Source organism: Streptomyces sp. NPDC028289, assembly GCF_055565975.1.
Genome location: NZ_JBVHTI010000009.1, coordinates 99,978 through 123,240, shown reverse-complemented (window position 1 = coordinate 123,240; position 23,263 = coordinate 99,978). Strand labels below are relative to the sequence as shown.

Sequence of the window (23,263 nt, the reverse complement as noted above, 5' to 3'; positions counted from 1 at the left end):
CGCCGCCCTCCGCCTCCGCCTGCCGGTGCGGCGGTCGACGCGGTTGCTGCCGCGCGGCGGCACTGCCGAGACGGCCGCCCGCGATCCGGTGCCGGCCCGTCGAGGTCATGCGCCGGATCGCGGAGTCGGTCACGGCGTGAGTCGCGCGATCCGCAGCGTCGTCGTGGTCGGGGACGACCCGTGAGCGGAGTGCCGTAGTTCGGGGTGACGGGTGCGTAGGCCCAGGTGAGGGAGCCGTCCTTGAGGACCGCTAGGTCACCGGTGAACCGCGCTCACCACCTTGTCGGCGCTGACGGGCGTGCCGTTCCAGTCGACCAGCCGAAGGTGCGTGCCCGTGAAGGTGCCGGTGCAGGTGCCGGCCGAGCACTTGGCGTTCTTCAGGGACTCCCAGAAGACCAGGAGCTTGTCCTTGCCGTACGGGGCGAGGTGGACGTCGACGTTCTCGACGGTCCTGGCGCTGGTGAGGTAGATCGCTTTGCCGGGGCCGGAGTTGCGGTTCTTGAGGAAGGCGATGGCGACCTGGTGGGTGGCGGTCTTCGGGGTGACCGTCCAGCCGCGGCCGCTGCTGTCGTCCGGGTTCTTCCTGGCGGAGGCCGCGCCCCGGGAGGCGAAGGCGGTCGCGTATTTTCCGGCGGACGACTTGACGAGGTCGCCGGTGCGGCCGGGGAAGGTGCCACCGCAGTACCCCGCCCAGCACTGCTCCCGCTGGACGACCGGGGCCACGTCCGGGGCGCCGATGCCGGTGGAGACGAACAGGCCCGAGCGCCAGTCGGCGAAGCAGAGGGAGGTGAAGGCGCCGGAGGCCTCGGCGTGCAGGGCGATGCCCTCGTTGTGGCTGCAGCCCCAACTCCAACCGCCGCTCAGCTTCTTGCCCGCCGCGCTGACGTACGACAGCTTGTCGCCGAAGTGCCCGTCGGCGAAGCCGCCCGCGCCGTGCACCACGAAGTAGGCGCCGTACTTGGAGCCGTTCCAGGTGAGCTGGCCGTCGAGGGTGGGGGAGGTGTCGTGGGAGGCGGTGCCGGTGAGCTTGGTGGTCCAGGTTCGTCTGCCGCCGGTGTAGCGGATGATCGCGGCGGCCGTCTCCTTCCACTTGTTGGTGTCGGCGACCCTGGTGAGCAGCGCGAACCCGTTGGTGTGGGCGACCAGACCGCCCACCTCCTTCGCGCCCTTGACGACCGTGTCGGCGCCGGACCGCTTGCCGCCCGCGGTGAGCGGGGTGACGTGCACCCCGTCGGCGGCGGGCCAGGCGACCCGGACCGTGCCGTCGGGGGCGACCGCGGTGGCGGTTCTGTTCCACTCCCGGGTGTTGTTGTAACCCGCTGAGAGATAGGGGTACTTGGCGCCGAGGCTCACCGCACCGTGGTCACCGGAACGTCGGCCGCCCGGAGCTTGGCGGCGTACGCCTCGCCCTCGTCGCGCAGCACGTCGGCCTCGTCGACGATCAGCAGCGCGGGCGGCAGGCCGGAGAGCTGCTCGGCGGTGGCCCTGGTTGGGGGAGGCGGTGATCTCTGCGCGCTGGTCCGAGTCGGTCGTGTAGGCGTCCCAGAACCACTCCATCAGCTTGCGGCTCAGGTAGTAGCCGGTGGCGAACTGGTCGTAGGAACCGGTGTTCATCGCCGCGTCCGTCACCGGGTAGTACATCGACTGCTGTACGAACGTGACGTCACCGCGCTCCTTGGCCATGAGGGCGAGAGCGGCCGTCATGTTCCCGCCGACCGATTCCCCGGCCACCGCCATGCGCTGTGCGTCGAGCCCCTTGGACGCTCCGTCGCGGACGATCCACTGGGCGGCGGCGTAGCCCTGCTCGATGGCCACCGGGTAGTGGGCTTCGGGGGACGGCGTGTACTCCACGAAGACCACGGCCGCACGTGCGCCGACCGCCAGTTCCCGCACCAGGCGGTCGTGGGTGCCGGCGTTGCCCAGCACCCAGCCACCGCCGTGCATGTACAGCACGACGGGCAGCATGCCGGTGGCGCCCTGCGGTTTGACGATGCGTACCCGTACGTCGCCGACGTCGGCCGGCACGGTGACCCACTCCTCGTCGACCGGCAGCTTGTCGACCGGCGCGGCCTGGAGGTCGTCGAGGACCTTGCGCGCCGCGGCGGGATCCAGCTCGTACAGGAACGGATGGTGCGAGGTTGCTTCGGCGACCTCCCGTGCTTCGCGTTCGAGGACGATCGAGGCGGTCCGGGAAGGGCATGGCGCCGAGTGCACAAGGCTGACGAGCGTCGCGATGCGCCGGCGCCGTGCGGCGGCCTGCGGAGTCTGCGCCCTGGGTCAGCCCCTCGGTGAGGACCCACTGTCCACCATAATCACACCTCCTCCGTCGCTGCATTCCAGGTGCGCGGCCGGTTGCTCTGCGTCATCCCTGCTGCGTCGCCCCTGCTGCGTCATCCGTGCGGTGTCACCCGGCCCCGAGCAGCGTCTCCCTGACCCGGTCGGCGAATCCGGCCGGGTCTTCCAGGGGGCCGAGATGGCCACCGGGGAACTCCGTGAAGGCCGCGCCGGTGTGCTCGGCGACGAACTCCGCCGTGCGGTACAGGAGCTGGTCCTTCGAGGCGGTTCCGGCCGCGATCGTGAGGCGGGGCAGGGCGGCCGGTGGGCGGTAGGCGGTGAAGGGGCGGAGGACGTGGGCGAGGAAGACGGCCATCGGGGTCCCGGGAGCCGGGCGGGCGGCGTCGAGCTGCTCGACGAGCTCGGTGCGCAGCCGCTCGCCGTCCGGCAGCAGGGTGACGCACGGCGGCTCGTGCGCGATGACGTGCCGGAGCCGGTCCGGGTGGCGGGCCAGCAGGTCGAGTGCGGTGATTCCGCCGGCGCTGGTGCCGAGGACGTACGCCGGCTCGCCGTCCGCCGGTACCTCGGCCAGCACCCGGTGCGCGCCCTCGCTCCAGTCCCGTACGGCCTGGTCGGCGACCGGGTCCCCGAGGTGGCCGTGGGCGAGGCCCAGCGGGTCGTACGTCACGACCGTGAAGTGCGGGGCCAGATGTTCCGTGAAGGGGCCCAGGCCCATCGGGTGCCCGGCTCCCCCGGGGACCACGAGCAGCACGGGGCCGCTGCCGGTGACGTCGTAGTGCAGGTCAGACATGGTGGTGCGTCTCCTCGCGGGGCCAGTTCTCGAGTGCGACGTGCAGGGCGCCGATCGCCCGGTCCCAGGAGGCGCGGACGTCGCGCGGCGCGTTGAAGCCGCCCGAGGCCTCCAGGGCGCAGTAGCCGTGGAAGGTGGCGCGCAACAGGCGTACGGCGTCGGTGAGATCGGGCTCGGCCAGGCCGTAGCCGCGCAGCATGCCGTAGGTGATCTCCACGGTGCGGCGCATGGCGGGGTTCCCGGGGTCGACGAGCGCGGGGTCGATACGGATCTGGGTCGCCGCGTAGCGCCCGGGATGGGCGAGCGCGTACGCGCGGTACGCGTCGGCGTAGGCGGCCAGCGCGTCCCGCCCGGACCGGCCGGCCACGGCGACGGCGATCCCGTCGATCATCTCGCCGCCCGCGAGGAGGGCGAGCCGGTGGCGCAGGTCCTGGAGGTTCCGGACGTGCGAGTAGAGGCTCGCGTCCCGTACGCCGAAGTGGCGGGCCAGCGCCGACAGCGAGACCTGCTCGAAGCCGGCCTCGTCGGCCAGCTCGGCCGCCGCCGCGACCAGGCGGTCGGCGGTGATCCCGGCACGTGCCATGTGATGCCTCCGTCTGGGGGTTCTAGGAGAAAGCCTAGAGACCCTAGGTATGGGGGGCAAGCGATTATGGCGCCCGCCCGGCGGCATAGGGTTGTGGACGAGCGGAAGGGGGAGCCGTGGCGTACGGGGCGCGACGGGTGGCGCGGGCGGGACAGAGGCGTGCGTCAGACGGCCGACCACTCTGGAGACAGCGGGACTTCGGGTTCTTCTGGCTCGCCCAGACCCTCTCCGTCCTCGGCGACTCGTTCAGCCTGGTCGCGCTCCCCCTGCTGGTGCTCCGGGCGACCGGCTCGGTGGCCCGGATGGGCCTGCTCACCGGTGTCGGCGGGGCCGCGATGGTGCTGGCGGCCGTGTTCGCCGGCGTGGTCGTGGACCGGGTCGACCGCCGCAGGCTCCTCATCGCCTGCGACCTGGTCCGTATGGTCCTCTACGGCCTGGTCCCGCTCGTCTGGCTCGCCGGGCCGCAGTTGTGGCTCCTGTACGTGGTCCTGCCCCTGTGCGAGGCCGTCGGCATGCTCTTCGCCGTCGGGTATGTCACCGTCGTCCGCGGGCTGGTCGGCACCGGCCGGCTCACCGAGGCCAACGGGCGGCTGAACGCGACGGCGGCCGCGGCCGGTGTGCTGGGCCCGCTGGGCGCGGGCCTGGTCGCCGCCTGGACGGGACCGGCCGACGCCGTGGCCGTGGACGCGGCCAGCTACGCGGTGTCGGCGGGCTGCCTGTTCTTCGTACGGCTGCGGGAGCGCGCCGGGGACGAGCGCGTGCCCAAGGACACGAGCGTGGGGCGCGACCTGCGCACCGGCATCGCGTACCTCGTCCGCCATCCCGTCCTGCGCTCGCTCACCGGCCTCCTCTCCCTCTTCAGCTTCCTCACCCTCGGCATCAACGACCTGGTGATCTACCACCTGCAGCACGATCTCGGCCACGACGACGGGACGGTCGGCACCGTGCTCGCGGTCGGTGCGGTCGGCACGATCACCGGGGCGCTGCTGGTCGCCCCGCTCCGCCGGCGGCTCGGCTTCGGGCCGACCTGGATCGGCACGACCGCGGTGTGCGGACTGGCCTTCGCCGGGCTCGGCAGGCTGCACACGGTGCCCGCCGTGGCCCTCGTGACCGCGGTCTACCTGGCCTGTGTGGGCGTGGCGGGCACCTGCTCCATGTCGCTGCGCCAGGAGATCACCCCAGAACCCCTCCTCGGCCGCGTCACCTCGGCGCACTGGACGCTCCAGTACTCGACGGCCCCGGTCGGCGCGGCCGTCCTCACCTGGGCCGCCGAGCGTCACGGCACCGCCCCAGTGGCCGCCGCGGCCGGAGTCTGCTGCACCCTGATCGCCCTCGCCGGCCTGTGCACCCCGATCCGTGGCGCGGGCCGCACCTGACCCGCGCGGGGACGGTCAGCCGTTCACCCCCGTGTAGTGCCCCAGCGCCCACCGCCACAGCAGCCGGGCGGCCAGGTAGGCGAGCAGACCCAGGAGGGGGGAGGCGGCCGCCAGCCAGTAGGGGGCGCCGGTGGAGTGGCCGTGGCCGGTGAGGACGGCCGCCGGGAAGTAGGCGACGAAGGCGAGCGGGAGGCCGTAGGTGAGCAGTCCGCCGACCGCCCGGGGCAGCACGTTCAGCGGGTAGCTGCCGAAGGTGCCGAGGAGTTCCTCCAGCCAGCGGCTCCAGTAGTCGGCGGCCGGGTAGCGCAGCGAGGCGCAGGCGACCACCGTGAACAGGGCCGCCTCCAGCAGCATCCCGCCCAGGACCGCCGCGATCAGGTACGAGACCCGGCCCGCCGTCCAGTCGAGGTGACTGCGGCCGAGCGCGCCCGCCATCAGGCCCGCGGCCACCGTCAGGTCACCGATGGCGTTGGTGGGGAAGTACTCCAGCTGCACCTGCCGGTACACGGGCATCGGGCGCAGCAGATAGGCGTCGATCCTGCCTTCCTGGATGTACCGGCCCACCCCGTGCACCCGGCCCAGGACCAGTACGAACAGACCGTGCGCCAGCATCCGCGTCGCCGGGATGAGCAGGACGTCCGAGCTGTCCCAGCCGCCCATCCCGGTGAACCGGGTGAGCAGCACGGTCGCGAACACGATCACCGACACCTGCCAGACCGCGCCGATCGCGATCATCATCAGGAACTCGGTGCGGTACTCCAGCTGCGCACGGAAGTTGAGGCGCGTGATGCGCCAGGCGATCCGGACGGCGTTCAACGGCCTCAGCCTCCCTGGGAGATGACACGGCGGGCGGCGCGCCGCCACACGAAACGGGTGAAGAGATACAGCGCCACGACCCAGCCGGCCTGGACACCGAGCTGCGGCCCGGCGTCCGACAGCGGGATCCGGCCCACGTACAGCGACAGCGGCACGCTCAGCGTCGCCTGGAAGGGCAGGAAGGAACTGAGCGTGACGAACCAGTGCGGGAAGAACCAGAGCGGCGCGTACACCCCGGACAGCAGGTTCTGCGCGAAGACCAGGATCAGCATCGCCGCGCTGTTGCGCAGCGTCCAGAAGCAGAACTGGTCGATGAGGAGCATGACGTAGTAGAGGACCAGCTGGCCGAGGAGCAGGCTGAGCGCGAACACCGCCGCCACCGCGGCCGACCGCGGCGGATCCACCACCCCGGCCGCCAGACAGACCGCGTATCCCGCCGACGCCCAGGTCAGCCCGTACAGTTGCTCGCCGACCGCGCGCAGCGCGTGGTAGCGCTGGGGCGGCAGCGGGCGCAGGTACCAGTAGACGATCGTGCCGAAGTGCATGTGCTGCATCACGGAGTCCCGGCCCGCGTACTGGTCCAGCTCCCGCAGCCGGGAGGCGAGCACGGCCAGCACCGCGTAGGTGACGGCCTGGCCGCGGTCCAGACCCGCGGTCGTACCCGTCTGGGAGTACAGGCCCCGCCACAGCGAGGCGACCAGCACCACCTGCACGGTCAGCCGCAGCAGGACCCCGGTCATCCGGGGCGGGGTGTACAGCTCGCCGAGCGGGGTGACCCGGGCGGCGCGCCAGGCGTACAGGAGGGCCATCTCAGACCGCCTCGGCCTTCGCCTGCGCGTAGGCCGCCCGCATCACGTCCTCCAGGTCCGCCTCGTCCACCGCCACACCGGTCACCTCGTACCGCTCGATGACCAGCTTCAGCGCCTCGTGGACCGTGGGCGCGGCCGGACCGTCCGGGCCGAACACCACCTGCGGGCCCTCCCGGCGCACCAGGGTGATGCCGGGCAGCGGGACGACCGGCGTGTGCGCGTCGGCGAGCGTGGCCCGCACCTGCCAGGTCGAGCCGAACCGGCGCCGCATCTCGTCCAGCGAGCCGTCGAGCACCAGCCGCCCGTGGTTGACCAGCACCACCCGCTCGGCGAGCCGCTCGACCTCGGTCATGTCGTGCGTGGTCAGCAGCACCGTACGGCCGCGTTCGGCCACCTGGTACCGCAGGAACTCGCGGACCTGCTCCTTCACCACCACGTCCATGCCGATGGTCGGCTCGTCCAGGAAGACGACCGGGGGATCGTGCAGCAGGGCGGCGGCCAGGTCGCAGCGCACCCGCTGGCCGAGCGAGAGGTGCCGGACCCGGGTGTCCCAGAAGGCGGAGAGTTCGAGAAGGTCGTCGAACTCCCCGAGGCGTGCCGCGTGTTCGGCCTTCGGTACCTCGTAGATGTCGCGGAGGATCGCGAACGACTCCCGCACCGGCAGGTCCCACCACAGCTGGGTCCGCTGTCCGAACACCGCGCCGATGTTGCGGGCGTTGCGCTCCCGTTCCCGGTACGGCACCACGCCCGCGACCCGGGCCTCGCCGGAGGTCGGGGTGAGGATCCCGGTGAGCATCTTGATGGTGGTCGACTTGCCCGCGCCGTTCGGGCCGAGCAGGGCGAGGAGTTCGCCCGGGGCGACATCGAAGGAGACGTCGGAGACCGCGTGTTTCTCGACGCGTTCGGGGTTGACCAGGGATCGCAGGGCGCCCGCGAAACCCGGGCGCCGGACGGTGGTGTGGAAGGTGCGGGACAGACCGCGGACCTCGATGGTTCCGGCCACGCTGGGGACCCTCTCGTTCCGTGCACGACGTGCGGCCGGTCGGCTTGTGAGGCCGACCGGCCGCGGATACGCCACGACGGTCGCAGAGCGCCGAGTAGCCCGGCAATGGATTAATCGAGCCGCGATTTGGACTATTCGATCACCGGGACGGCGGCGTCCACGGCCGGGAGGACCGCGTCGGCGGCCCGGAAGGCGGGGCGGTCAGCGGGCAGCCGGCACGGTGCGGCCCGGGCGTCCGCCGCCGCGTAGGCCCACCGGGCGCAGCGCGCCCTCCAGCGCGAACGTGGCCGCGCCCAGGCAGACCGGGTCGGTGGGGATGGGGGAGAGGACGATCTCGGTGGCGGCGAACGGCCGCCCGAGCGCGTGCCGCCGGACGGCCTCGCGCACCTCCGCCAGCAGCGGCTCCCCGAGCCGGCGGGCCACCCAGCTGCTGAGCACGACCAGTTCGGGGTTGAGCAGGTTGACCAGGTTGGCGATCCCGGCGCCGATGTAGCGGGCGGTGTCCCGTACGACCTCGACCGCGACCGGATCACCGTCCGCCAGGCCCTGGGCCAGCGCGCCCACGGTGGCCGTCTGGTCCTCCGGGTGCAGCAGCGGGCTCTGCGGGCTGAGCTCCTGCAGGTTCAGCATGATGCCGGGGGCGCCGACGTACGTCTCGACACAGCCGTGGTTGCCGCAGTGGCACGGCCGCCCGTCCAGGACGAGCGTCGTGTGTCCCCACTCCCCGGCGCTGTTGCTGACCCCCCGGTGCAGCCGGCCGCCGAGGGCGAGCCCGGCGCCGACCCCGGTCCCGAGGTTCACCACCACGGTGTCCCCGCGCCCCCGCGCCGCCCCGAACCACTGCTCGGCCACCGCACACGCCCGCAGCGGGTTGTCCAGGTGGAGCGGGTAGGCGATGTGTTCGGCGAGCAGGTCGAGCAACGGCACGTCGTGCCAGTCCCAGTTGGGCGCGTACTCGGCGATGCCGGTGGCCCGGTCGACCTGCCCCGGCACGCTCACCCCGACGCCCAGCACCCGCGCGCCTTCGATCCCGGCCTGCGCCACCACCGCGCCGACCGCCGCGGCCACCTGCCCCACCACCTGCTCCGGCCGGATCTCGCCGGGTCGCATGTCCTCCTCGGCGCGGGCCAGCACGTTCAGGGCGAGGTCGAACAGCTCGACGTGGACGTACGTCTCCGCGATGTCGACGCCGATCAGCGCGCCGCCCGAGGCGTTGACCGCGACGAGTCCCCGGGGACGGCCGCCGGCGGAGTCCTCGAAGCCGACCTCCGTGATCATCCGCAGCTCCAGCAGCTCCCCGACGAGGGTGGCGACCGTGGCCAGGCTCAGCCCGGTGACGGCCGCCAGCTCCTGCCGGGAGGTGGGAGACTCGGCGATGATGTGCCGCAGTACCTCGTAGCGGTTCGCGGTGCGGATGTCACGTGATGTGTGCTTCACGCGGCGCAAGGCTATGGCCTGGGAAGCGCTTTCGACAAGGCATTACGTTAAGGGTTTGATTAAGTCCGTCGGTCAGGTCCGTCAGCCGTCCAGGAGATCCGCCACGAAGGGGTTCGTGAACTTCCCGTCGGGGTCCAGGTCCCGGGCGAGGGCGCGGAAGTCGCCGAGGCGCGGATACCGCCGGCGCACGTCCGCCGCCGCGGCGGCGAAGACCTTGCCCCAGTGCGGCCGCGGGTCGAACGGCTCCAGCGCCTCCTCCAGCCGGCGCACCACGGGCAGGACGGCCGACAGGTCGTCCACCCAGGTGAAGTGCAGGGCGACCGAGTCACGGCCGTGGGCGGGGCTGAGCCACTGCGGATCGGCGGCGATCGTCCGCACCTCGCAGGTCTGCAGGACGGGGGAGACCGTCTGCCGGACGGCGTCGACGGCGTGCAGTGCCTCGAGGGCCGTCGTCCTCGGCAGCAGGTACTCGGACTGGAGCTCGTCGCCGCTGCTGGGGGTGAACTCCGCCCGGAAGTGCGGCAGCCGCTCGTGCCAGGGTCCCGGCACCCCGAACTGCTGGGTGCAGTTGCCGGCCGGCATGCCCGGCACCGGGTGCATCGCCTCGGTCGCGGGCGCGGCCCACCCGAAGTCCACGGCGGGCCGGTCGGTGCGCCGCTTCACCCACACCTGCCGGAAGCCCGGCTCCCGCCAGTCGGTGAACAGGCTGACGCTGTGGGCGGCGCCGGACACGGCCGGGAAGTCGAGGCCGTCCAGCGGCAGTTCGGTGTATACGGTCTGCGCCATGTCATAGGCCGCCTCCAGGTCCAGGGTGAGCGCGGTGACGGCCCCCAGCACCCCCAGCGAGGTCACCGCTCCCTCGAACCCCGCGTCCCCCCGCGCGATCCTCGCCGTCGAGCCGTCGGCGAGCACCAGCTCCACCTCCCGCACCGGCGCCGCGAGCGACCCGTTGGCCACGCCCGAGCCATGGGTGCCGGTGGCGACCGAGCCGGCCACCGAGATGTGCGGCAGCGAGGCCATGTTGGGCAGGGCGAGACCGTGCGCATGGACCGCGCGGGCCAGTTCGGCGTACCGCACCCCGCCCGCGACCCGGACCGTACGGGCCGCCGTGTCCACCTCGATCACCGGCGGCAGCCCGGCGATCGAGACCAGCACGCCCTCCGGGCCCGGATCGGCGATGTGGTTGAAGGAGTGCCCGCTGCCCAGCACCCGTACCCGCGCACTGCCGGCCACCAGCGACCGGAGCGCGTCGAGCGAGTGCGGGCGGTGGAACTCCTTCGCGGTGTACGTGATGTTGCGCGCCCAGTTGGTGACCGTCTGTGCCGGATCCGTCATCTCTGCCGTCCCATCCCTGTCGTTCGCCGGAGAGTGCCGGCCGTCCTTCGAGGAGTGTCCTTCGAGGAGTGTCCGCCCCCTCCGGGGAGTGCCTCTCCATTGACCCTCTCATTCGCCGAGACCTACGGTAGAGACCGGTTGCTATCCGCGCGTCACCGAGCCGGAAGGTCACTTCCTTGCCCGAGCGTCCCCAGGCAGTGTTCGCCATGACAGCCCAGAACGTGCCGCACATCTTCCCGCCGGAGGTACTGGCGCGACTGCGCGAGTGCGTAGAAATCGATCCCACTCTGGTGGTGCACGACTTCGCCGATCCCCGGGTACGGGAGACGCTCGCCCGCACCGAGGTCCTGGTCACCGGCTGGGGCTGCCCGGTCCTGGACACGGCCGCCCTGGACGCGGCGCCGAAACTGCGGGCGGTGCTGCACGCGGCCGGCTCGGTCAAGGGCTTCACCACGCCCGAGGTGTGGCGGCGGGGCATCGTCGTCTCCTCGGCCGCCGCCGCCAACGCGCTGCCGGTCGCCGAGTACACCCTCGCGATGATCCTGCTCGCCGGGAAGGACGTCTTCGCCTTCCGCGACCTGCTGCGCACCCGCCGCACCTTCCCGTACGGCGACATCGTCCCCGGCATCGGCAACTTCCACCGCCGGGTCGGCATCGTCGGCGCCTCCCGCATCGGCCGCCGCCTCGTCGAACTCCTGCGCCCGTACGACCTGTCGGTCACCCTCGCCGACCCCTACGTGGACGAGACGGAGGCCGCCCGGCTCGGCGTCCCCCTGCTGCCCCTCGACGACCTGCTGCGCACCTCGGACATCGTCAGCGTGCACGCCCCCCAGACCCCGGAGACCCGGCATCTCCTCGGCGCCCGCGAACTCGGCCTCATGCCGGACGGATCGGTACTGATCAACACCGCGCGCGGCTCCCTCCTCGACCACGACGCCCTGATCGCGGAGCTGCGCACCGGCCGCCTGACCGCGATCCTCGACGTGACCGACCCGGAGCCGCTGCCCGCCGACTCCCCGCTCTTCGACCTCCCCAACGCCTTCCTCACCCCGCACCTGGCCGGCTCGCAGGGCAACGAGGTGGCACGGCTCGGCCTCACCGTCGTGGAGGAGGCCGGCCGACTGCTGACCGGTGTCGGTCTCCTGCACGCCGTCGACCAGTCGGCCCTGGAGCGGGCCGCGTGACGGGCGGTCCGCCGGGCACCCCGGCCGTCTCGTAGGGTGACCTGAACACATGACGAAGGGGAGCCGAGCGGTGGCGAAGCGGACACAGCCGGCGCCGAACGGGGACGCCTCGACGGTGCGGGACGTGGCCGCGCGGGCCGGGGTCTCCGCGTCGACCGTCTCCCGGGTCCTCGGCGGCACCTACCCGGTGGCCGCCGCCACCCGCGCCAAGGTCCTGAAGGCCATGCGCGAGCTGGACTACGTGGTCAACGCGCACGCCCGCGCCCTCGGCGGCGCCACCAACAACACGGTCGCCTTCGTCGTCGACGACGTCACCGGCCCCTTCTACGCGCACATCGCCCGCGGGGTCGAGGAGCAGGCCTCGGCGGAGGGCAGGCTGTGCATGCTGTGCACCACGCACGGCGACCCGCGCCGCATCCTCGCCGTCGTGGAGACCATGCGAGAGCAGCGGGCCGACGCGGTGATCGTGGTGGGCGGCGCCCTTGAGGACAGGGCCTACCACGACCGCATGACCCACTTCGCGCACGCCCTGGACCGGTCCGGATCCCGGCTGGTCCTGGTCGGCCGCCCGCCGCTCGGCCCCGGCGTCCCGGCCACGGTCGTCGACTACGACAACGAGGGGGGTGCCTTCGCGCTCACCGGTCACCTTCTCTCCGGCGGCCACCGGCGCATCGCCTACCTCGGCCGGGTGCCCGGCCTGTCCACCAGCGCCCAGCGCATCGCCGGTTTCACCCGCGCCCACGAACTCCTCGGCCTCGCCCCGGACCCGGACCTCGTCCTCGACGGCGTCTTCTCCCGCTCCTACGGCTACCAGGCGACCCGTGAACTCCTCGCCTCCGGACGCGGTTTCACCGCGGTCTTCGCGGCCACCGACATGATCGCCACCGGCGTGATCCAGGCCCTGCGGGAGTCGGGCCGCCGCATCCCCGACGACGTCGCCGTGGCCGGTTACGACGACATCCCGGTCGCCCGGGACGTCTACCCGACGCTCACCACGGTCCACGTACCCCAGGAGGAACTGGGCCGCGCCGCCGTCCGCCTCGCCCTGCACCGCGACGAGCTGCCGGACGGGCAGCATCTGGTGCTGGGGACGCACGTGGTGCTGCGGGAGTCGACGCGACGGGCTGCCGGCGGTTGAGCGACCGGAACGCGGTCTACGGATTTCGTTGTCGCAGGCGTTGATCATTGCTGTAAACGTTGGCGGTATGGCCATGATGCCGCGATATCGGTAGCGTACGGGTATGACCCCCGATCCGCTGTCCCCGCGCCTTCCGGCGACCGACCTCACCCGCCATCGCCGGCTCCGCGAGCAGGGCAGCCTCGACCGGGCCGATCTGGAGGCGATTCTCGACGCCGGGTTCGTCTGCCATCTCGGGGTGGTGGTCGAAGGGCGTCCGCTGGTCGTGCCGACGGTGTACGGGCGGGACGAGCGGCAGCTGTACCTGCACGGCTCGGTCGCCAGCCGCAGCCTCGCGGGCGGGACCCCGGTGTGCGTCACGGTCACCCACGTCGACGGCCTGGTGCTGGCGCGGTCCGTCTTCGAGCACGGCGTCAACTACCGCAGCGCGGTGATCCACGGCGCCGCCCGCAAGGTGACCGACCCCGAGGAGAAACTGACGGGGCTGCGCCTCCTCACCGAACACACGGCCCCGGGCCAGTGGTCGTACGCCCGGCAGCCGAACCGCAGGGAGCTGGCCGCCACCACTCTCCTCGTCCTCTCCCTGGAAGAGGCCTCCGTCAAGATCCGCACCGGAGCTCCGGAGGACGGCGACGGACCGGACGCGGAACGGGGGCTGTGGGCCGGCGTTCTGCCGCTGACCTCGGCCTGGGGCGCGCCGGTGACGGATCCCGCACTGCACCCGGACACCTCCGTACCGGGACACATCGCGCGCCGAGAGGGGACCCGGCACGGCTGACGGCGAGGCGGGGGCATACCGTGAGGAGCTGAACGCCTGAGCCGGGAGGAGACACGGGATGGGCAGCCGTACCGCGCTGGTCGAGGATCTGATGGAGAGGTTCCCGCAGGTACCTCGGGAAGCCGTCTTCAAGGAGGACCTGCTCCGGGGCGGTGTGGCCTTCGACCCGTCCGCGCTGAGCGACAACGAGAGCGGCGAGGTCAAGCCGAAGTCGTACTTCATCTTCTCCTTCGACCACGGCACCCTGCCCGAGCTGGGCGAGGCCGCGCTGCGCCGGCCGCCGGAGGAGATCATCCTCACCGGCGGGCCGTACGACCTGCGGCGGACCGTGGTGTCCGTGCGGGTGAACCCGGCCTCCCCGTACCGGGTGGCCGCGGACGAGGAGGGCATGCTCGGGCTCTACCTCGACGGGAAGCGGATCGCCGACGTCGGGGTGCCGCCCATGCCGGAGTACTACCGGCACAAGCTCGCCAACGGGAAGTCCGTGATGGAGGTCGCCCCGACCATCCAGTGGGGCTACCTGATCTACCTCACCGTCTTCCGGGTCTGCCAGTACTTCGGCGCCAAGGAGGAGTGCCAGTACTGCGACATCAACCACAACTGGCGCCAGCACAAGGCGGCCGGGCGGCCGTACACGGGCGTGAAGGACGTCGAGGAGGTCCTCGAAGCCCTGGAGATCATCGACCGGTACGACACCGCCAGGACGTCCACCGCCTACACGCTGACCGGCGGCGCGATCACCAAGACCGTCTCCGGGCGTGACGAGGCCGACTTCTACGGCCACTACGCCAAGGCCATCGAGGAGCGGTTCCCGGGCCGGTGGATCGGCAAGGTCGTGGCCCAGGCGCTGCCGCGGGACGACGTGCAGCGGTTCAAGGACTACGGCGTGCAGATCTACCACCCCAACTACGAGGTGTGGGACGAGTACCTGTTCAAGATGTACTGCCCGGGCAAGGAGCGGTACGTCGGCCGGGACGAGTGGCACAAGCGGATCCTGGACTCCGCCGAGATCTTCGGCGCCCGGAACGTGATCCCCAACTTCGTGGCCGGCGTGGAGATGGCCGAGCCGTTCGGGTTCAAGACCGTCGACGAGGCGATCGCGTCCACCACCGAGGGGCTCCGCTTCTTCATGTCGCAGGGCATCACGCCCCGCTTCACCACCTGGTGCCCGGAGCCGACCACCCCGCTCGGCAAGGCCAACCCCCAGGGCGCCCCGCTGGAGTACCACATCCGGCTGCTGCAGGCCTACCGGCAGACGATGGAGGACTTCGGCCTCTCCTCGCCCCCCGGCTACGGCCCGCCCGGACCCGGCCGCGCCGTCTTCTCCGTCAGTTCCTTCATGGACAGCCTGCCCGCGGAGGCGCCGGCGGAGGTGTGATGCACAGGGCGACCCGGGGCTCGGCCGGGCGGGCGCGCAAGTGACTTACGGGAACGGTGAGTCGAAACGCGGTCGCTGTCCGTACTAGGGGCCGGAGTTGTGGGTCACGGCGGACACGAGGGTGTTCTCCGGGCGGCCGGCACAGTGGTTGACGTGAGGCCGGGGGCCGGTGGTATGGGTGTGACGGGGAGAATCCGTGGCACGACCACCGGTAACCGGTTTTGAATATGCCGCTTGTCAGTTGTGCAGGAGACGTGAAAGGCTCTGGGCCTGCCGCGAGGTTCCCCCCAACTCCGTTGCCGATACGGTGAGTTGACCTCGCTTTGGATGCAGGAGACCCATGCCCGACCTGCCGACCCCTCAGGACGCCGCCGAGGCAGCGCTGTTCTCCGAATGCTGGGACGCGGTGCTCTCCTACGCCGACCTGTGCACGTCCGGCTCTCTGACGGCCAATCAGCTGGCCACCGAGGCCTTCACGCTCGGCATGCGTGAGGCCCGTGAGGCGGACTTCGCGCCGGTCCGCAGCTCCGGGCGGCGCGCCGCCCGGCTTCCGATGATCCCGCTGCTGCTCACCGCCGTGCGCAACACGGCCGCCACCTGGGAGGCCGGGGGGCTGGGGCACAAGCTCGATCCGGACCTCCGGCTGTGGCTCAACTCGGAGAAGGCCACGCGCTACACGGGTCCGCCGCTGCAGCGGCCCGTCGCGCTGCGCGGCCTGCGCGACATGCAGGAGGCGGACGCCTCGCTGCTGTGGCTGGCCGAGGTGGAGGCGCTGCCGCTGTCCTCCGTGGCGCGCCGGCTCGGTCTCGACCAGGCCGTCGTCACCCAGGAGCTGGAGCAGGTGCGCGGACTCTTCCGCGACCGCTGCCACCGCGCCCACCTCGACACGCCGATGGAAGCCGAGTGCCGCAGCTACGCCCGGCTCCTCGACGCCGTCACCCGGTCCTCGGCGGCCGACACGCCCGATGACCTCTCCCGGCACCTCGCCACCTGTGTGCAGTGCGCCGAGGCCGCCGCCTGTCTGCGGCTGCACGGCGGCGGACTGCCCGCGGCGCTCGCCGGCGGGGTCATCGGCTGGGGCGGACTCGCCTACCTGGAGCGCCGTCGGCGCGCCGCCGAGGTGCGGCTCGGCGCGGGCCGCCCGGCCACCGCCGACAACGATGGCGGCGAACCCAAGGAGAGCGGCGGGCGGGGCAAGGTGCTGCGGCACGGTCTGCTCGGCGCGGCGGTGCTGATCTCGCTGGTGGCGCTCGGCGTGTCGATGATGCCGATGGGCGACGGCTCCGGCGACGACACGGTCACCGCCTCCCACGACGACCGTCAGCCCGTCGCCGACCCCACCGCCGCCGTCCCGTCGGCCGACCCGACCGCCACGCACACCGCGTCCGCCTCCGCGGCCCCCTCCTCCTCGGCCACCGCCGGGAAGCCGGGCCACAAGAACCCCGACCCGGAGCCCCAGGGCACCTCCTCGGCCACGGCGAGCACCGGCCACCACGGCACCGCCTCCGCCGGCCCCACCGCCCACGCGGCGGCCGGCTGCCAGGTCTCCTACGACCTGGTCAACCAGTGGACCGACGGCTTCCAGTCCACCGTCACCGTCACCACCACCCAGGCCCTGACCGGCTGGCGGGTCCAGTGGTCCTTCCGGGACGGCCAGAAGGTCACCCAGATGTGGGACGCGACCGTCAGCCAGAGCGGCGGCCGGGTCACCGCCGACGCCGCCGACTACAACCAGTCGGTCGCCGCGAACGGCTCCCTGTCCTTCGGCTTCCTCGCCACCTGGAGCGGCAGCAACTCGGCGCCGTACGCCTTCACGCTGAACGGCGCGTCCTGCTCGCTGAACTGAGCCGGGCCGCCCGCACGACCGGCGGCCGGGAGGACCCAAGAGGGTGGTCCGCCCGGCCGCTGACCGTACGTCAGGCCGGTTCTGCCGAACTCCCGCTCAGCACTGCGACTTGTAGAAGTACTTGCTGACCGACGGCTCGTTCATGTTGTCCTTGGTGATCGCCACCATGTTCGTGCCGATCGACTTGCTGACCGACTTGCCCTCGAAGGCGTCGGCGAGCTGGTCCACCGCCTGCCGTCCGATCGCCGCCGGGTCCTGGGCGACCAGCACCTGGAGGGTGCCCGCCTTCAGGGAGGCTATCTCGTCGGGCTCGGCGTCGAACGCGGCCACCTTCACCGCGCCCTCCTTGCCGGCCTGCTTCAGACCGGTGGCGATGCCCTGACCGGTGTTGGTGTTGCCCGCGAACACCCCGCCGAGATCCGGATGCGCGGCGAGCGTCGACTGGATCTGGGAGGCCGCGGTGGCCGGCAGGTCGTTGTCGTAGAGCGTGGGCAGCACCTTGATGTCCGGGTACTTGCCCATCTCCTCGGTGAAGCCCTTGATCCGCGCGTCGGTCGTCGACACACCGGGCTTGACGCTGATGACGATGACCGAGCCCTTCTCCTTCATCAGCTTGGCCAGCGCGTCGGCGGCGACCCGGCCGCCCTTCTCGTTGTCCGACGAGATCCGGGTGATGCCGATCGACGTGTCGGTCACCGTCGTGTCCACCAGCGCCACCTTGGTGCCCGCCGACTGGATCTGCTTGAGCGACGGCGTCAGCGCGCTGGTGTCGACCGGCGAGATCAGCAGCCCGTCGGGCCGGGACGCGGCCACCGAGTCGAGCAGCGGCCGCTGCACCGACACGTCCCACTGCGCGGAACCGTCTGCCGTGAAGTCCATCCCCTTGGCCTTGGCCTCCGCCTGCGCGGCACAGGTCATGGTGATGTAGAAGGGGTCGCTCTTCACGCCGGTGATCAGCCGGACCTTCTTGCCCTTGGCGCTGCCCGAACTCCCCGAGCCGCCACCGTCGTCGGACGAACCGCAGGCCGAGGCCCCCGCACCGAGGGCCAGGACCGTGCCCACCGCGACCAGCAGCCGGCGCCTGCTGCGAACGTTCCTCATCACAGAATCCTCCCTAGTCATGCGCGTTCCCGGGTCTTCCTGCGCAGCTGGTCGACGTAGACGGCCACGACCAGCACCACGCCCACCGCCACGTCCTGCCAGTACTGCTGGACGCCGATCACGATCAGCCCGGTGGTCAGCACCGCCGGGATGAACACACCGATCACCGTGCCCAGCACCGAACCCCGCCCGCCGAACAGGCTGGTACCGCCGAGGACCACCGCGGTGATCACCTTGAGGTTGTCGGTCGAGTGCCCGGCGATCGACGTCGTGCCGTACGAGGCCAGCCACATCACCGCGCCGAGCCCGGCCAGCAGCCCCATCAGCCCGTAGACCTTGACCAGTTGCCGGCCCACCGGAATGCCCGCCCGCCTAACGGCGGTCGGGTTGGACCCGATGGCGAGGGTGTGCTCGCCGAACCGGGTGCCGGCCAGCACCGCGCCGAAGATCGCGGTCACCACGGCCGCCAGGATCACCATCCAGGGGATGCCGGCCACCTTGCCGAAACCGAGGCTGTTCTGCAGATGCGTGGAGGCCGCCCCGGCCGGGTCCTGGCCGCCGGTGGCGAGTTCGGCGATCCCCAGCGCCGCGCCGAGCCCGCCCAGCGTCACGATCAGCGGCGGCACCTTGCCGGTCGCCACCACCGCGCCCTGCAGCGCACCCCACGCCGTGCCCACCGCCAGCGCGATGACGACACAGAACGCGACCGTGCCCCAGCCCGAAGTCGCCCCGCCGTGATGGATGTTGTACTCGCCCGCCGCCACGGCGGCCAGCACCAGCACCGAGCCGATCGACAGATCGATGCCCGCCGTGATGATCACGAACGTCATGCCGACGCCGAGCACCAGGTAGATGGCCGCGTTCACGGCGATCTGGGTGATGTCGTACGTGGTGAAGAACTTGCCCGGCGCCGCGATCGTGAAGAACAGGACCAGCGCCACCAGGATGACAAAGGTCCACAGTTCGTTGAGTGTTGCCGCGCGGCGCACCCAGTCGGGCACCCCGGACCGGCCGCCCACGGCCGCCGGGGCCTTCTCGCTCTGCGCCGTCATCGTGCGCCCTCCGCTTTCCCGGTCCCGTTCTCCCGGGTCCCGTTCGCCCCGTCCAGCGAGCCCGTCATCGCCCCGACCAGCTCCTCGATCGTCGTGTCGGCGGCGGTGTACGACGCGACCCGCCGGCCCAGCCGCAGCACCTCCACCCGGTCCGCGACCGACAGCACCTCGGGCATGTTGTGGCTGATCAGCACGACGCAGATGCCCCGGTCGGCGACCCTGCGCACGGTCTCCAGGACCCGGGCGCGCTGGACGACGCCCAGTGCGGCGGTCGGCTCGTCCATGAAGATGACCTTGTGGGCGAAGGCGACGGCACGGGCCACCGCGACCGACTGCCGCTGCCCGCCGGACAACGTTGTCACAGCGGCCGTCACATCCTTCAGCTCCACGCCGAGTTCAGCGAAGGCCTTGACCGCCTCCCGGCGCATCGCGGGCCGGTCGAGCACGCCGAGGCGTCCGAGCAGCCCCCCGCGCACGATCTCCCGGCCGAGGTAGAGGTTGGCCGCCGCGTCCAGGTCGGGCGCGAGCGACAGGTCCTGGTAGACGGTTTCCACGCCCTGCCGCTGGGCGTCCATCGGACCGGAGAACCGCACCGGCGCACCGTCCAGGCGGACCTCGCCGGCGTCGGGGGTGAGCACGCCCGACAGGACGTTCACCAGAGTGGACTTGCCGGCACCGTTGTCACCGATGAGGGCGACGACCTCGCCGGGGTATGCCGTGAAATCGGCGCCCGAGAGCGCCTGGACGTGGCCGAAACGCTTGACCACCCCATGTGCGGTGAGCAGTGGTTCCCTTGCAGAGGCCATGTTGTGCCTTCTGGTTGGTATCGTTAACAGCTTGGCTGATTCTTGGGGCGCCCACAGCGGGGTGTCAAGGGTGGTGCAGCCGGTCGCCGAGCGCGTATGTCGCGTCTCATCTCCCGCTGTTTGCAAGGGCGTTGATACGCGTGCGAGTTGGTAACGTTAACGAGTCGACGCTCAAACGTGACGCAGCTGGAGGACGTGGCGTGGCAGCCACCCGGCCGACCATGAAGGACGTTGCCGCGGAAGCGGGCGTCAGCACGATGACGGTGTCCCGCGTCGTCAACGGCGATTCGGCCGTCGCCCCGCGGACCGCCGCGCGGGTGGAGGCCGCGGTCCGCAAACTCGGCTACCAACGCGACGACGTGGCACGACAGTTGCGCCGCACCCATGAACTGAGCCAGATCATAGGCCTGTTGGTCGACGACGTGACCGACCCCTTCATGGCCGCGGTCGCCTCCGCCGCGGAGGACGTCGCCCGGCAGCGCGGCAGCATCATGCTCATCGGCTCCAGCCGCGCCGACCTGCGCCGCGAACGCGAGGTGATCGCCGCGTTCACCGCCCGCCGCGTCGACGGACTGATCCTCACCCCGGCCGCCGGCAGCCACCGCTTCCTGCGTCCCGCGCAGGCACAGGGCACCAAGATCGTCTGCGTGGACCGGGCGGCACCCGGTCTGGACGTGGACGCCGTGGTGGTCGACAACTTCGGCGCGGTGCGGGGGGCCGTGGAGCAGCTGGTGGCACACGGCCACCGCAGGATCGGCTACATCGGCGACACGCCGAAGATCTGGACGTTCGGCGAACGGCGGCGGGGCTATCTCGCGGCGCTGGCAGCCGCGGGCATCGCCGCCGACCCGGCGCTGGTCAGGGACGCCGTGCGCACCGGGCCCGAGGCGGCTGCGGCCGTCACCGGAATGCTTTCACTGCCCGACCCCCCGACGGCCCTCCTCGCCGGCAACGAACTGCTCGCCTTCGGCGCCCTGACCGCGGCCCCCGGCGATCTCGCCTTCGTCGCCTTCGACGACTTCGAGCTCGCCGCCCGGCTGACCCCGCCCGTCACCGTGATCGCCCAGGACCCGGTGGCCCTCGCGACCAGCGCGGCACACCTGCTGTTCGCCCGCATCCACGGCGACATCTCACCACCGCGCACGGTGGTCATGCCTACCCGGCTGATCCGGCGGGGGTCCGGGGAGATACCCGGGCCGTTCGTGGCAGGGACGTAGGGCGTCGATGCGGGCGTGGTCCGGCCGGATTCCGGATGCGGGCCGGTGGGGGCGGGCCGCGCAGTTCCCCGCGCCCCTTCAGGGCGCGACAGGTGCCGGTCCGCTCGATGCGCGCCGCGACATGGCCGGCGCGGGGAACTGCGCGACCAGCCGCGATGGCGCCGCAGTCGTCTGACGGCATGGCGCGGCACTTCCGGCGGAGCGCTCAGGTGGCCGTGGTGCGGCGACCCCCTCGGCTGCCGGAGCCATGGCCGCTCGTGCCGGCGGCCCCGCCGGAGGGCGTGCGCCGCCGGGAGCCGCGGTCGTCCTTGCCTGATGCGGTGCCGGTGGTGGTACCGGCAGCGGCTCGGCGGTCGGAACCGCGGCCGGCCGCGCCGCCTGCGGACCCACCGGATGCGGCCCGGCGCTCGGCACCACGGCTGTTGCCCGCGCCGACGGAACCGCGACCGCTCGTGCCGGCTGCACCACGGCCACCCGCCCCCGCGGCGTCCCCCGTGGCCCCGGCGGTCCCCTTGCGGCGGGCGGAGCGGCCGTCCGCCGCGGGCGTGCCAGCTCGTCCGCCCGTGGCCGTACCCGTGGCCGTTCCGGTGCCAGCGCTTCGGCGTCGGCGGGCGGAGCGCCTGCCCGGCTTGGGGTCGGTCTTCTGGTCCGGGCGGGACGCCGACGGCTGGGGGATCTCGATGACGACGGGCACACCGGAGGGCTCACGGGCGCCGGTGAGGGTCGTCAGCTCGGCGTCGCCCGACGCGATGCGGGCCGTGCGGGGGCGGATGCCCGCGTCCGACATGAGCCGGGTGACGTCCCGCTTCTGCTCGGGCAGGACCAGCGTGACCACGCTGCCCGAGCCCCCGGCGCGGGCTGTACGGCCGCCCCGGTGGACGTAGTCCTTGTGGTCGGTCGGCGGATCGACGTTCACGACGAGGTCGAGGTCGTCGATGTGTATGCCCCGGGCCGCGACGTTCGTCGCCACCAGAGCGGTGACATGGCCGTTCCTGAACTGCTCCAGCGTGCGGTTGCGCTGCGGCTGGGAGCGGCCGCCGTGCAGCGCCGCCGCGCGGACGCCGACGGCAAGGAGCCGCTTGGCGAGCCGGTCGGCGGATCTCTTGGTGTCGAGGAAGAGGATGACCCGGCCGTCGCGGGCCGCGATGCGCGTGGTGACGGCCTTCTTGTCGGTCTCGTCCTGGACGTGGAGCACGTGGTGCTCCATGGTGGTGACCGCCCCGGCGGACGGGTCCACGGAGTGCACCACGGGGTCGGTCAGGAACCGCTGCACCAGGCGGTCGATGTTGCGGTCGAGGGTGGCCGAGAAGAGCAGCCGCTGTCCGTCGGGCCGTACCTGCTGGATCAGCTTGGTGATCTGCGGCAGGAAGCCCATGTCGGTCATCTGGTCGGCCTCGTCCAGCACCGTGATGCGGACGTCGCCGAGTGTGCAGTCCCCGCGTTCCACGAGGTCGTTGAGCCGGCCGGGACTCGCGACGACCACCTCGGCGCCGCGCCGGAGGGTGGCGGCCTGCTTGGTGATCGACAGTCCGCCGACGACCGTGGCCACCCGGAGGTTCACCGCCGTCGCGTAGGGGGTCAGCGCGTCCGTCACCTGCTGGGCGAGCTCACGGGTGGGCACCAGCACGAGCGCGAGGGGCGCCTTGGGCTGCGCGCGCAGCCCTGCCGTACGGGCGAGGAGCGCCAGCCCGAACGCGAGGGTCTTGCCGGAGCCGGTGCGTCCCCGTCCCAGCAGGTCACGGCCGGCGAGTGAGTTGGGCAGCGTCGCGGCCTGGATGGGGAACGGGGTGGTCACCCCCTGCGCGGTCAGGGTCTTCAGCAGCGCCGCGGGCATGTCCAGGGCGGCGAAGTCCTCGACGGCGGGAAGCCCGGGTGTCGTGTTCTCCGGCAGCCGGAACTCACGCGCCGACGCCCCGGACGGCGGGGACACCGCGGAGGACGTGGACGACGAGGTGCGCCTGTTCGGCTTCTGGGGCCTGCGGGACATGCGGCTGTCTGCCTTCCTGGAACAGCACAAACCGGGGTCCGCACCTTGACGATACGGACCCCGGCGAGTGGATACGCGTGGAGACGCGTCCGATGATCAGGCGGGGACGATGTTCTCCGCCTGCGGGCCCTTCTGGCCCTGCGTGACGTCGAAGGAGACCCGCTGGCCCTCCTGGAGCTCACGGAAGCCCTGGGACTGGATGTTCGAGTAGTGGGCGAACACGTCCGGGCCGCCGCCGTCCTGCTGGATGAAGCCGAAACCCTTTTCGGCGTTGAACCACTTCACGGTTCCCTGTGCCATGACCTTCTCCGATCTGTAGGCAGAGGCCCCAT

20 protein-coding genes and 1 pseudogene are annotated in these 23,263 nt (G+C 72.0%); 7 read left to right on the top strand and 14 right to left on the bottom strand.

Translation table 11 applies throughout. The features are described from left to right. Positions 1–255 precede the first annotated feature (255 nt). The 4 genes and pseudogenes from ACZ4UV_RS40425 to ACZ4UV_RS40410 all read right to left on the bottom strand — a co-directional run bounded on the left by ACZ4UV_RS40425 (position 256) and on the right by ACZ4UV_RS40410 (position 3,668). Complete coding sequence (locus ACZ4UV_RS40425) at positions 256–1,353, bottom strand: hypothetical protein (protein WP_467844961.1); 1,098 nt, start codon at positions 1,351–1,353, stop codon at positions 256–258. Beyond that, positions 1,353–2,214, bottom strand: a pseudogene (locus tag ACZ4UV_RS40420) (alpha/beta hydrolase); the annotation flags it as partial. The gene ACZ4UV_RS40425 and the pseudogene ACZ4UV_RS40420, both read right to left, overlap by 1 nt. Positions 2,215–2,404: 190 nt before the next feature. Continuing rightward, entirely contained in the window at positions 2,405–3,085 is a 681-nt protein-coding gene (locus ACZ4UV_RS40415) for an alpha/beta fold hydrolase (RefSeq protein ID WP_467844960.1), read from the bottom strand. Next, positions 3,078–3,668, bottom strand: coding sequence for a TetR/AcrR family transcriptional regulator (locus tag ACZ4UV_RS40410; RefSeq protein ID WP_390034785.1), 591 nt, complete (start codon positions 3,666–3,668; stop codon positions 3,078–3,080). Before ACZ4UV_RS40410 ends, ACZ4UV_RS40415 begins: the two co-directional genes overlap by 8 nt. A gap of 116 nt (positions 3,669–3,784) precedes the next feature. Here ACZ4UV_RS40410 and ACZ4UV_RS40405 point away from each other — a divergent pair, with 116 nt between their 5' ends. Next, positions 3,785–5,044 (top strand): MFS transporter, encoded by a 1,260-nt coding sequence (locus ACZ4UV_RS40405; protein ID WP_451017162.1) that lies wholly within the window; start codon positions 3,785–3,787, stop codon positions 5,042–5,044. Positions 5,045–5,059: 15 nt separating this feature from the next. Here the strand turns inward: ACZ4UV_RS40405 and ACZ4UV_RS40400 are convergent, their stop codons facing one another. From ACZ4UV_RS40400 to ACZ4UV_RS40380, 5 genes are all read right to left on the bottom strand, one after another. Continuing rightward, a complete protein-coding gene (locus ACZ4UV_RS40400; protein WP_351493143.1) occupies positions 5,060–5,860 on the bottom strand; it encodes an ABC transporter permease in 801 nt (266 codons plus the stop codon). A gap of 5 nt (positions 5,861–5,865) precedes the next feature. Then, positions 5,866–6,669, bottom strand: a complete 804-nt coding sequence (locus ACZ4UV_RS40395; protein ID WP_390034783.1) for an ABC transporter permease — start codon at positions 6,667–6,669, stop codon at positions 5,866–5,868. 1 nt (position 6,670) lies between these two features. Then, the gene (locus tag ACZ4UV_RS40390; protein WP_390034782.1) at positions 6,671–7,672 is read right to left on the bottom strand and encodes an ABC transporter ATP-binding protein; all 1,002 of its coding nucleotides are present in this window, start codon (positions 7,670–7,672) and stop codon (positions 6,671–6,673) included. 201 nt (positions 7,673–7,873) lie between these two features. Continuing rightward, complete coding sequence (locus ACZ4UV_RS40385) at positions 7,874–9,118, bottom strand: ROK family transcriptional regulator (protein WP_390034781.1); 1,245 nt, start codon at positions 9,116–9,118, stop codon at positions 7,874–7,876. A 72-nt stretch (positions 9,119–9,190) separates the two neighbouring features. Continuing rightward, positions 9,191–10,444, bottom strand: coding sequence for an FAD-binding protein (locus tag ACZ4UV_RS40380; RefSeq protein WP_451017161.1), 1,254 nt, complete (start codon positions 10,442–10,444; stop codon positions 9,191–9,193). Positions 10,445–10,620: 176 nt separating this feature from the next. On the opposite strand from ACZ4UV_RS40380, the gene ACZ4UV_RS40375 reads away from it, so the two are divergent. From ACZ4UV_RS40375 to ACZ4UV_RS40355, 5 genes are all read left to right on the top strand, one after another. Then, on the top strand, positions 10,621–11,628 hold the full coding sequence (locus ACZ4UV_RS40375) for a hydroxyacid dehydrogenase (protein ID WP_467844952.1): 1,008 nt from the start codon (positions 10,621–10,623) through the stop codon (positions 11,626–11,628). 49 nt (positions 11,629–11,677) lie between these two features. Then, the gene (locus tag ACZ4UV_RS40370) at positions 11,678–12,766 is read left to right on the top strand and encodes a LacI family DNA-binding transcriptional regulator (protein WP_451017159.1); all 1,089 of its coding nucleotides are present in this window, start codon (positions 11,678–11,680) and stop codon (positions 12,764–12,766) included. Between the two features lie 103 nt (positions 12,767–12,869). Beyond that, complete coding sequence (locus tag ACZ4UV_RS40365; protein WP_451017158.1) at positions 12,870–13,544, top strand: pyridoxamine 5'-phosphate oxidase family protein; 675 nt, start codon at positions 12,870–12,872, stop codon at positions 13,542–13,544. A 58-nt stretch (positions 13,545–13,602) separates the two neighbouring features. Then, positions 13,603–14,922, top strand: a complete 1,320-nt coding sequence (locus ACZ4UV_RS40360; RefSeq protein ID WP_390034777.1) for a radical SAM protein — start codon at positions 13,603–13,605, stop codon at positions 14,920–14,922. Between the two features lie 340 nt (positions 14,923–15,262). Next, entirely contained in the window at positions 15,263–16,768 is a 1,506-nt protein-coding gene (locus ACZ4UV_RS40355; protein WP_467844948.1) for a cellulose-binding domain-containing protein, read from the top strand. 96 nt (positions 16,769–16,864) lie between these two features. Here ACZ4UV_RS40355 and ACZ4UV_RS40350 read toward each other — a convergent pair whose 3' ends face one another. From ACZ4UV_RS40350 to ACZ4UV_RS40340, 3 genes are read right to left on the bottom strand one after another with little or no spacing between them, the layout of a single operon-like run. Beyond that, positions 16,865–17,869 carry an ABC transporter substrate-binding protein gene (locus ACZ4UV_RS40350; protein ID WP_390034775.1) on the bottom strand — a complete coding sequence of 335 codons (1,005 nt, stop codon included), beginning with the start codon at positions 17,867–17,869 and terminating at the stop codon, positions 16,865–16,867. 17 nt (positions 17,870–17,886) lie between these two features. Continuing rightward, entirely contained in the window at positions 17,887–18,921 is a 1,035-nt protein-coding gene (locus ACZ4UV_RS40345) for an ABC transporter permease (protein ID WP_451017156.1), read from the bottom strand. After that, positions 18,918–19,727, bottom strand: a complete 810-nt coding sequence (locus ACZ4UV_RS40340; RefSeq protein ID WP_390034773.1) for an ATP-binding cassette domain-containing protein — start codon at positions 19,725–19,727, stop codon at positions 18,918–18,920. Before ACZ4UV_RS40340 ends, ACZ4UV_RS40345 begins: the two co-directional genes overlap by 4 nt. 200 nt (positions 19,728–19,927) lie before the next feature. Between ACZ4UV_RS40340 and ACZ4UV_RS40335 the strand changes: the two genes are divergently transcribed. Beyond that, positions 19,928–20,944 carry a LacI family DNA-binding transcriptional regulator gene (locus ACZ4UV_RS40335; protein WP_451017155.1) on the top strand — a complete coding sequence of 339 codons (1,017 nt, stop codon included), beginning with the start codon at positions 19,928–19,930 and terminating at the stop codon, positions 20,942–20,944. A gap of 205 nt (positions 20,945–21,149) precedes the next feature. Here the strand turns inward: ACZ4UV_RS40335 and ACZ4UV_RS40330 are convergent, their stop codons facing one another. Together ACZ4UV_RS40330 and ACZ4UV_RS40325 are read right to left on the bottom strand one after the other, a co-directional pair. Continuing rightward, on the bottom strand, positions 21,150–22,931 hold the full coding sequence (locus ACZ4UV_RS40330) for a DEAD/DEAH box helicase (protein ID WP_451017154.1): 1,782 nt from the start codon (positions 22,929–22,931) through the stop codon (positions 21,150–21,152). 96 nt (positions 22,932–23,027) lie between these two features. After that, positions 23,028–23,231, bottom strand: a complete 204-nt coding sequence (locus ACZ4UV_RS40325; protein ID WP_016578941.1) for a cold-shock protein — start codon at positions 23,229–23,231, stop codon at positions 23,028–23,030. Positions 23,232–23,263: the final 32 nt, after the last annotated feature.